The organism is Comamonas sp. B-9, assembly GCF_000410635.1.
GTDB lineage: Bacteria > Pseudomonadota > Gammaproteobacteria > Burkholderiales > Burkholderiaceae_C > Comamonas.
Window position 1 is genome coordinate 125,053 of sequence record NZ_KE148532.1, and the last position, 9,074, is coordinate 134,126.

The 9,074-nt window shown below is 55.4% G+C and carries 10 protein-coding genes and 1 pseudogene; 4 read left to right on the top strand and 7 right to left on the bottom strand.

The features are described from left to right. Both H928_RS26640 and H928_RS26645 read left to right on the top strand, forming a co-directional pair. Nucleotides 1–498, top strand: a 498-nt coding sequence (locus tag H928_RS26640; protein WP_043339153.1) for a P1 family peptidase, incomplete at its 5' end; no start/stop codon positions are given. A 42-nt stretch (nucleotides 499–540) separates the two neighbouring features. Continuing rightward, a complete protein-coding gene (locus tag H928_RS26645; RefSeq protein WP_021025911.1) occupies nucleotides 541–1,953 on the top strand; it encodes a TAXI family TRAP transporter solute-binding subunit in 1,413 nt (470 codons plus the stop codon). A 78-nt stretch (nucleotides 1,954–2,031) separates the two neighbouring features. Here H928_RS26645 and H928_RS31435 read toward each other — a convergent pair whose 3' ends face one another. The 7 genes from H928_RS31435 to H928_RS31455 all read right to left on the bottom strand — a co-directional run bounded on the left by H928_RS31435 (nucleotide 2,032) and on the right by H928_RS31455 (nucleotide 5,306). Beyond that, nucleotides 2,032–2,475 (bottom strand): hypothetical protein, encoded by a 444-nt coding sequence (locus tag H928_RS31435; RefSeq protein ID WP_148293082.1) that lies wholly within the window; start codon nucleotides 2,473–2,475, stop codon nucleotides 2,032–2,034. Nucleotides 2,476–2,612: 137 nt separating this feature from the next. Then, nucleotides 2,613–3,029: a hypothetical protein gene (locus H928_RS31440; protein ID WP_204366290.1), complete on the bottom strand. Its 417-nt coding sequence runs from the start codon at nucleotides 3,027–3,029 to the stop codon at nucleotides 2,613–2,615. 196 nt (nucleotides 3,030–3,225) lie between these two features. Further along, a complete protein-coding gene (locus tag H928_RS31445; protein ID WP_148293084.1) occupies nucleotides 3,226–3,534 on the bottom strand; it encodes a hypothetical protein in 309 nt (102 codons plus the stop codon). A gap of 300 nt (nucleotides 3,535–3,834) precedes the next feature. Continuing rightward, nucleotides 3,835–4,032, bottom strand: coding sequence for a hypothetical protein (locus H928_RS30690; protein ID WP_204366291.1), 198 nt, complete (start codon nucleotides 4,030–4,032; stop codon nucleotides 3,835–3,837). A gap of 145 nt (nucleotides 4,033–4,177) precedes the next feature. Beyond that, nucleotides 4,178–4,423: a hypothetical protein gene (locus tag H928_RS31450; protein ID WP_148293085.1), complete on the bottom strand. Its 246-nt coding sequence runs from the start codon at nucleotides 4,421–4,423 to the stop codon at nucleotides 4,178–4,180. 141 nt (nucleotides 4,424–4,564) lie between these two features. Continuing rightward, entirely contained in the window at nucleotides 4,565–4,849 is a 285-nt protein-coding gene (locus H928_RS0107330; RefSeq protein ID WP_148293086.1) for a MafI family immunity protein, read from the bottom strand. A 4-nt stretch (nucleotides 4,850–4,853) separates the two neighbouring features. After that, complete coding sequence (locus H928_RS31455; RefSeq protein WP_148293087.1) at nucleotides 4,854–5,306, bottom strand: hypothetical protein; 453 nt, start codon at nucleotides 5,304–5,306, stop codon at nucleotides 4,854–4,856. A gap of 969 nt (nucleotides 5,307–6,275) precedes the next feature. Here H928_RS31455 and cydD point away from each other — a divergent pair. Together cydD and H928_RS0107340 are read left to right on the top strand one after the other, a co-directional pair. Next, nucleotides 6,276–8,006, top strand: a complete 1,731-nt coding sequence (gene cydD / locus H928_RS26650; protein WP_021025913.1) for a thiol reductant ABC exporter subunit CydD — start codon at nucleotides 6,276–6,278, stop codon at nucleotides 8,004–8,006. Continuing rightward, a pseudogene (locus tag H928_RS0107340) lies at nucleotides 8,003–9,074 on the top strand (ABC transporter ATP-binding protein); the annotation flags it as partial. The gene cydD and the pseudogene H928_RS0107340, both read left to right, overlap by 4 nt.

Genomic DNA, 9,074 nt, shown 5'->3' on the forward strand with positions numbered 1-9,074 from the left:
TCCGTCACTGTCGATGGCGTCACCGTGGGCGCCATCATTGCCTGCAATGCACTGGGCGATGTGCTGCACCCGGACACCGCCCAGGTGGTGGCCGGCGCGCGCACCCGCGATGGTCTGGGCCTCATCGACACGCGCCGCGCGCTGCTGCGCGGCGAGCCGCCCCAGCCCCTGCTGGCGGGCACCAACACCACCATTGGTGTGATCGCCACCGATGCCATCATCACCAAGGCGCAGGCCAGCCGCCTGGCCACCGTGGGCCACGATGGGCTGGCGCGCGCCATCAACCCGGTGCACACCATGTCCGACGGCGACACCTTGTTCTGCCTGGGTACTGGCGCCGCCGGGCGCAGCCTGGGCATGATGGTGCTGGCCACGATGGCCGCCGAAGCGGTGGCCCAGGCCACCTTGCAGGCGGTGCTGCATGCCAATCGTTTACAAATCGAAGCCGGAGAAAACCACAAGGCCTTGCACCTGCCCTGCGCCGCTGATTTACAGTAGGCGCCATTCCAACTGCGCTGCGCAGGCAGCCCGCCACACACCATGGGTGACCGCTCCACGTCGATGCGCCAAAAAGCCTACGGGCTGCGCCAAACCCTGATCACCCTGGTGCTCAATATCCGCGATGCGCTGGTCTCCGGCGGCCCGCTGGTCATCCTGGCCGTGGCCTTGATCGTGGGGGCCTACTGGTGGCTCAAGCCCAACCCGCCCTCGCAGGTCAAGCTGGCCACCGGCCCGGCCCAAAGCGCCTACGCCAGCTTTGGCGAGCAGTACCGCAGCCCCCTGGCCAGGAACAAGATCCGCGTCGACCTCGTCGGCAGCGAAGGCTCCTTCGACAACCTGCAGCTGCTGCGCGAGGGCAAGGTCGATCTGGCCTTTGTGCAAGGCGGCACCGCCGAGCTGACCGAGGACGACCTCGACAGCCTCACCTCGCTGGGCGCGCTGTTTGTCGAGCCCGTCTGGCTGTTCTACCGCAGCGATGCTGCGCAGCGCCTGACCAAGCGCGCCCACCTCAGCAATCTGACGCAACTGGCGGGGTGGCGTGTCAATGTCGGCACCGCCGGTAGCGGCGTGCCCAATCTGTTCAACCAATTGCTGGAGGCCAACCGCCTGAATCTGGCCCAGCTGCGCGTGTCACACCTGGCCGAGACGCCCGCAACCGTCGAGTTTCTGGCCGGCAAGATCGATGCGCTGGTGCTGGTGTCGGCGCCTGAATCGCCGATGGTGCAAATGCTGCTGAAAACACCCGGCGTGCAGCTGATGGATTTTCCGCAAAACGAGGCCTATGGCCGCAAGTTCAGGTTCCTGAGCCCCGTCACCCTGCCGCGCGGCATTGTCGACCTCGCCGCCAATGTGCCGCCGCAAAACGTGCACCTGCTGGCCTCCACCACGTCCCTGCTGGCCCGCGATGACACCCACCCCGCCATCAAGCAGCTGTTCGCCCAGGCCTCGCAAGGCATCCATAGCCAGGCCGGCTGGTTCAACCGGGCGCGCGACTTTCCCAACACCCGCAGCAGCGAACTGGCCGTCGCCCCCGAGGGCGTACGCGCCATCAACGAGCCCGCCCCCTTGCTGCAGCGCTACCTGCCCTTCTGGCTCGCCAACCTGGTCGAGCGCATGTGGCTGGTGCTGGGTGTCCTGCTGGCCTTCATGCTGCCGCTATCCCGTGTCGTACCGCCCCTCTACCAGTTCCGCGTGCGCTCACGCGTCTTCAAGTGGTACGGCCAGCTGCGCGCCATCGAGCACGAGATGGAGCAACCCAACCCCGACCGGGCGAGCATCCAGTCCGAGCTGCTGGAACTGAGCCGCAAGGTCGAGAAAATCACCGTGCCGCTGTCGTATGCGGATGAGTTGTATGCGCTGCGTAGCCATATTCATTGGGTGCTGCAGAAGCTGGAGCAGCAGGGACGCGAAGACGGCTTAGGGACTGAAGGCGTTTCAAAAAATGCAGATTAGCAGGCAAATTCATCGGTATTGAACCGTCATCGCCATTGCCCGACCCTTCTCCCGTCCCGCTTGAATTCAATTCCTGCACTATTCATCATCTACGTACAACAAAAATTCTTGTATATCCGAAATTGGCAAGGTCCACTCTGACACCCTGCTGAATTCTTCGACAGTGCCCTGCATCCTATCGGGCATATACCGCTCTACCATCATGGGCGAGATCAAAAATTTCTCATAATTTTCACGAATAAATCTTTCTTGAAAATAAACAAAATGCCAGTCTCTGAATAAGGCCCAATACGTAATTCCGTAACTGATAGATTCCGGCTGAATGCATGTGATAAGAGCACATCGGCTCGAACGGGATGCAGCAAGAAATTTAAGCGCCGCCACCCATTGTTTTTTATATATCTCAGGAGACCATCTGGTGGTGATGAGCGGGACCACCTCACGATGCTCATCAATGTGTATTTCGCAGACAAATTCATTTTGACACCGCGTGCCTTTTGATATTTCGATGTTGAATGCCATCCGAATATTTAGTCCATCTCTATTTTAAAAACAGTCAAGCCACTCAAGAATCGATGATTCTACTAGCTGCTTGATGCGTGTAAATCAATAGATGAAAACATGGCGCACATGATTTTTCATGCCATTGAACTAAATAATCACTTTGACTTTAAATATTCAACACGCAATTTCTGCACAATTTCACGCACTGCATTATATTCATTGTCATATCCAACCAGGCAGCGCACATTTGCTTCACCAGGAATCGCTGCATTCAGCAAAAACGATGCTATTTCTTCGGCAGACTCATCGTTGTGAACAGCAGTAGGCGTACCACAATACCCTAAATCGCAATCATCAATTGCATCATCCAAAGCGTCATGCACGTCCTCCGCTGCATGCCCCAAGATCATAAAGTATTGACATCCTGCGGGGATTAGGGTTCGCACCAAACCTTTGAAATCCATGGCTGGAGATATAGCGTCACTGACCAACAAACATACGCTAGGGTGCGGGGTCAACACAATCGATCCGATGGATTGCAAATCGATCATTTGCAAATTGAATGCTGCCATTCTATTCCCAGCCTAATCTCTAAATCACAATATCTAAAAAAATCTGTTAGCGCTCTGCACACCATTAGACAGATACTTATGATCTGCAACGTTTTGCGAATGCGTTTTGGCTTGTTCTTAAGTGTGGTGACCAGACCCTATCCACTCATGTATTTATCACTTCACAAAGCAGCCCGACCCCAATGATAGATTTTTATTATAAAAGCACGCATTTATAATGAAATATTTCATATTCAGGCAAAAAATCCCCATGAAAAAAAGGTGCTAAAACTTCAATTTGATAAATGTTTGCAGAGCAAACGATGGTAAACACTTCACCTAAGTTATTGCTGACCTGAAGGCCACTTTCCGCTGTGAAATCAGCGTCTACCACCAGCATTTTTTCAATGCCCGCGATATCCCTCCAGGCTTGCGGCAAAGGCACTATTTCGGGCACATTCTCATCTTTTCCAACAAGTCGGAAAACAAGCGTGCCGACCTCATTCCAACCTACCGTATCGTGCATCCTTGTATATATTTTCAGCAGGGCGTTATTGGCAAGGAAAAGCCATACAGTTGATATACCGCGCGGAGTAGGAATGTCATTGGCATAGCCAACTATTCCTTGGCGAAGCAGGCTTGAAATAGAACATATGCCTTCAGTGTCAAACTCAAGTAGTTGTACTATTATGAATCTCCATTTTTAGCAGCATAGCACCTCAAGGTCAGGCCAAAATTTCTCACAGGAGTGTCTTTGCCTGCCTCAGTTGTCTAGTTCAGTCGCAGTACAAATTTATAAGAGCCAAAATACTCCAACGCCAATGTGTCAACGACACAAATGATCAGCAGAGGTTTTTAGCTGATCGATAAATTCAGACAGGGGTACACGTGCACCTAACATCCCGTCTTGCTGAGGAAACGCTACACAGAGGCAGTCATTCCATTGCTCACGGTCTAAAAGCAATAAAAATTGACCATCATAGCTAACTTCCGCAACTAGATTTTGGTAATTAATATCACTCAAAATGAGCGTCTTCCATTTATCACAAGTCATAAATCCCTTACAAACTTAATCTAAAATCTCCCAATAATAAATCCCCAAGAGACCTTCAACATATTCAGCAACTTAACCAGGGATGGGACGGGGTAAATCAATATAAATAAACGCATCAAACGAGATTATTTGCAAACGACTTTAAGATTTCGATTGACGCTATCGAATCCGGCCATGCATACACAATCAATCGATCATCCAACTGCTCAAGTTCAAAAGTGGAACCAACCAAACCACCTTCTCCAGTGACTTTCACAGCAACCCCAGAAGCAAGCGACACCTCTTCCGCCCAAGGCTCCAATACCAATAACATAGCACTGGATGAAGAATTTGTATAAATAAAACTACAAACATATTTCATTTTGCGAAGTCATTTAATTATTTGAATGTGATCAACATAGTTCAAGGCAGTCAGATCGCTTAAGTTAAAACTCCGACCCAAGCAATTTAGCACACCTTCGCAGGTTTTCGCAACCCATCTGCCTCTAAAGAATTTATTGCTTCACAAACCCTTGAGCAAAGATTTGACATCCATTGACATTGCAGCCCCTAGACACTCAATCAAGTTAAGAGCCTTAGAACTAATAGACTTCTTTTCCTCCAAATAAATCGCTATTACCGTTTCTAATGCTAAGCCATATTCGGCAACATCAATAAATTTTTGAATTTCATTCAATTCAACTTCGGAGAATATTGTTTTAAGCTCCGCAATCAATTGAAATAAAAGATCTTCAACTTTTCCAAAAACCACCATTTTATCGCCACAGGTGTAAGTTGTTGTCTTCATTTTCTCAGTTAACACGGATATTACAGCAGGTCCCTGCTCTAGCACATGAAGGCGACATTACCACCAAAACTTCGTGATACACATATCCAACAGGCCCCAACTCCTCCTGTTGACTCTCGCTTATAGTAAGCGCTACGGATATTCTATTGACATTCATAGAATCTATAAGCCTCGATATATTCTGCATTCTCTTTCTAGAGATCTCAGCTAATTTTTTACTAGCCACTGGATACATTGAAACAATGTCAATTTCATCATAGGATCTGACATCTCTTTGGTGTGTAAACCATTGAGCAAGAGCCACTGCTTCTTCTTTACCTAAAGTGGGCTCATCACCATCGAATTTCACCTCATGCTGCAGCCCAGTCAATGAGCAGGCATGTGTAGAACTTGATATCCCGAAAATAAACAATAAAACAAATACTGAATTTCTAAGTAAATTATTTAATTTAAACATTAATAAATTCCTTATCTAGACCACTCCTTAGATTTGCGAGGCAGAACTATTTAAGTTTGAACGAACACCACGATCTCCAATGAATTTAATAGATTTAAAAGCACTAGAAAAATTTTCATGAACGAAATCTTTCGCTTGCGACGATCGCAAACTCAGAATCTCAAACAAAACCAGCAACCTCATAAAGTCTAATTTATTCTTCAATTCCGACAATTCGAGATAATCAATTCTGATAAATATTCCTATCAGAGTAGCCTGTCCAACAAAGAATGTGAAGATTTTGGGTAGCAGAGGTGATTCGCCAAGTAGCAGGGGCCCCTCACCATCCAGTCTTGTTGTGTGAAGGCCTAGAGATTGCGCTTAGTACAACGGCCAGATGAACGTCACTGAACTACTGAACTCGTAACCGTCCCGCTGTACAAACCCTCTGTCTTTCCACAGCCAGCAGCTTTCAGAGCTTTGGGCCTATCTGCCGCTTGGTTTCCAAGAGCAATGCCTACCGCAATCTGGAATGCTCGACACCCATCCCCGAACAGCCAGACCTCGCCTGACCGCAGCTGAATACATCTCCCTGTTTTTGCCAGTCAGCAGCAATTCCAGTCGCCCCCCAACAACGCTCCATCTCCCCCAGCCCACCCCATAGGGAGAACCCGCGCTGTTCTTGACTTACAGCAAGCTCTGTTCACACTCTAGGCAACACAATCGGCTCAAGCTCTTGGCAAAGCGGGCCCGAAACACCGTGCGGCAGCCAGGACTGAAGGCTCTTTGGACTGCAGCAATTTCTGCTTAATCTAGTTTTTTAGGGCCTTGAGTGCTCTGAATTTAGTAGCAATCTGCGCATTTGCGCTGACAGACAAGGGCCACCCCTTCGTCGAAGGTAGTTCGTATCAGGTATTCGATAAATTGAATTAATGAGCATCTTGGATATACAATAATTTCAAGAATTTCTGAAAACTAAAATCTTACCCCATGCCATCCACCTGCGCCACCTCTTCCGCCAGCAGCCCTGCTGTGGCAACGCGCCCCTCTGCGAAGGGCGCGTGGTGGCAGGTGCTGGCAGCCTTGCTGTGGTTGCCGCAGGCGGCAGTGATTGCCTGGGGGATTGAGGCGATTCACCAGCAAGCGGCCTGGTCGACATTGGCCAAGGCTTGCGTCCTGTTCCTGGCGCTGGGTTTGCTGCGGGCCCTGGTCGATGGCTATGGCCTGCGCCGGGCTTTTGCCGCAGCGCGCGCCCATACGCAGCAGCTGCGGCTGCAGGCGCTGCAGGCATTGGCGCTGCACTCGCCCCTGCACCCACATCGCCCATCGGCCGGGCTGGCGGCCAGTGTGCTCAACGAGCAGGCCGACCACATCACGCCCTACTGGGCCCGCTACACCACGGCACGCACCAAGGTCATGGTGGTGCCGCTGGTCATCCTGGTCTGTGTGTTCTGCCTATCCTGGGTGGCGGGCCTGGTGCTGCTGGTGGCAGCGCCCTTGATTCCGATCTTTATGGCGCTGGTGGGCTGGCGGGCCGAGGCGGCCAGCAAAAAACATTTGCAGGATGTCGGCAACCTGAACCAGTTTTTGCTCGATCGCCTGCAGGGCCTGGCCAGTATTCGCGGGCTGGGTGCCGTCGGACAGGTGGCGCAACAGCTGGCCGGTGCGGCCGAGCAACTGCGCGCCAACACCATGGCCGTGCTCAAGATTGCGTTTCTGTCCTCTGCGGTGCTGGAGCTGTTCTCCGCGCTGGGCGTGGCCCTGGTCGCTGTGTATGTCGGTTTTCATCTGCTGGGCCAGATCCCGTTTGGCAGCTGGGGCGGCACCTTAGGGCTGGCACAAGCCATGTTTGTGCTGCTGCTGGCCCCGGCATTTTTTGAGCCGCTGCGCGAACTCTCGGCCGTGTGGCATGACAAGGCCGCCGGTGTGGCGGCCGAGCAGGCACTGCAAGCGCTGCAGCAGCCTGGCCCGCAGCTGGTGGGTGGCAGCGATAGCGACCAAGCCCGCGTTGCCAGCGCCAACACGGCAGCAGCTGCCGCGCTGACGATCAACGATCTCAGCTTTCAATACACTGCCAACAGCCCGCTGGTGGTCAAGTCCTTCAGCGCCGAGATTGCCGGTGGCGAGCGCATCGCGCTGTGGGGCGAAAGCGGCAGCGGCAAATCCACGGTGATGGCACTGATCGCGGGCCTGGCAGCCCCCAGCGCAGGCAGCATCCACATCGATGGACGGCCCATGGATGCAGCCCACGCCGCCGGCCTGCGCAGCGGCATGGCCTGGGTCGCGCAAAAGCCCCATGTGCTGGCCGCCAGCCTGGTGGACAACATTCGCCTGGGCCGCGATATCGACGAGGCCGCACTGCAGCGAGCGGTACAGAGCGCGGCCCTGGGCCCCGTGCTGGCCTTGCGCGGCAATGCCGTGGTGGGCGACGGGGGCCTGGGCCTGTCGGGTGGCGAGGCCTTGCGCCTGACCCTGGCACGCGCAGCCGCCACGCCCGGCTGCCGCCTGGTGCTGGCCGATGAGCCCACGGCCCACCTCGATGCCGAGACCGCCCAGTTTGTACGCCAGGGCCTGCTGGCCTTGGCAGCGCGCGGCGCGACCTTGGTGGTCGCTACCCATGATCCGTTGCTGGCCGCCTGCATGGACCGGGTGCTGTCGCTCGATGGCAGCCAAGCACCCATTGCCGCGGGGCTGCCCGCCGCCATGAGGACCATTGCATGAAGGCCTGGAACGCGCTGCGCCCCATCGTCCAGCTGTTTGCGCAATCGCCCTACCGCCGGCGCATGCTGCTGGGCAGTGTGCTCGCTGCAATCACCGTGTGCGCCGGCATGGCGCTGCTGGGCCTGTCGGGCTGGTTCCTCACCGCTGCCTATGTGGCGGGGCTGTCTACCGCCACGGCCGTGGTGTTTGATGTGTTTGCGCCCGGCGCGGGTGTGCGCTTTTTCTCGATGCTGCGCACCGGCGCGCGCTACAGCGAGCGGGTCGTCACGCATGACGCCACCTTGCGCGTACTGGCCGCCCTGCGGGTGCAGCTGTTCTCGCGCTTGGCTGCCGCCGATACCGCATTGGCGCTGCGCCAGCGCCCTGCCCGCCTGCTGCACCGCCTCACCGCCGATATCGATGCGCTGGATGCCGTCTACCTGCGCCTGCTCACCCCCGCCGTCTCGCTGCTGGTCAGCGCCTGCGTCACCGCGTTGGCGCTGACGGTCTTTTTGAACTGGCAAAGCGGTCTGCTGGTGGGCGCCATGGTGCTGGCCGGTGGCCTGGCCTGCGTGGCCTGGTGTGTGCGCCAGGGCTTTATGACCGCGCTGCGCCGCAGTTTTGCCGGCGAGCATCTGCGGGCCCAGGTGATTGATGCGGTGGGCGCGCAGACCGAGCTGGTGATGGCCGGCAGCCTGCAGCGCCAGATGGCCCGCATTGCTGCGGCAGAGCGCCAGCAGTGGGCTGCCGATATCCGCCTCAACCGGCTGGAATCGCAGGTAGCCGTTGCGATGGCGATGCTGGGCCACTGCGCCACCGCTGCTGCGCTGCTTTGCGCGGCCTGGCTGGCGCAGAAGGGCGAGATTGGCGCGCCTATAGCCGCGCTAGCCACCTTGCTGCTGCTCGCGGCGCTGGAGCCCCTCGTCCACATCCGCCGTGGCGCGATGGAAGCGGGCCGCACCTTGCTCGCTGCCCGCCGCATTGCCCCGCTGCTCGATACCCCGGCCCACACCGCCGCCACAGAAGACCGCGCACCGGCAGCCGGCCTGGCCGTGGACATGCAAGCCGTCCGCCTGCAACACCCCGGCA

What these genes read in the sequence shown, in the direction of transcription:
- H928_RS31440 (WP_204366290.1), bottom strand. Translation starts at nt 3,029, where the DNA reads ATGGCAGCATTCAATTTGCAAATGATCGATTTGCAATCCATCGGATCG.
- H928_RS31445 (WP_148293084.1), bottom strand. Translation starts at nt 3,534, where the DNA reads ATGCACGATACGGTAGGTTGGAATGAGGTCGGCACGCTTGTTTTCCGA.
- H928_RS31450 (WP_148293085.1), bottom strand. Translation starts at nt 4,423, where the DNA reads ATGAAATATGTTTGTAGTTTTATTTATACAAATTCTTCATCCAGTGCT.
- cydD (WP_021025913.1), top strand. Translation starts at nt 6,276, where the DNA reads ATGCCATCCACCTGCGCCACCTCTTCCGCCAGCAGCCCTGCTGTGGCA.
- H928_RS31455 (WP_148293087.1), bottom strand. Translation starts at nt 5,306, where the DNA reads ATGTTTAAATTAAATAATTTACTTAGAAATTCAGTATTTGTTTTATTG.
- H928_RS0107330 (WP_148293086.1), bottom strand. Translation starts at nt 4,849, where the DNA reads ATGAAGACAACAACTTACACCTGTGGCGATAAAATGGTGGTTTTTGGA.
- H928_RS26645 (WP_021025911.1), top strand. Translation starts at nt 541, where the DNA reads ATGGGTGACCGCTCCACGTCGATGCGCCAAAAAGCCTACGGGCTGCGC.
- H928_RS31435 (WP_148293082.1), bottom strand. Translation starts at nt 2,475, where the DNA reads ATGGCATTCAACATCGAAATATCAAAAGGCACGCGGTGTCAAAATGAA.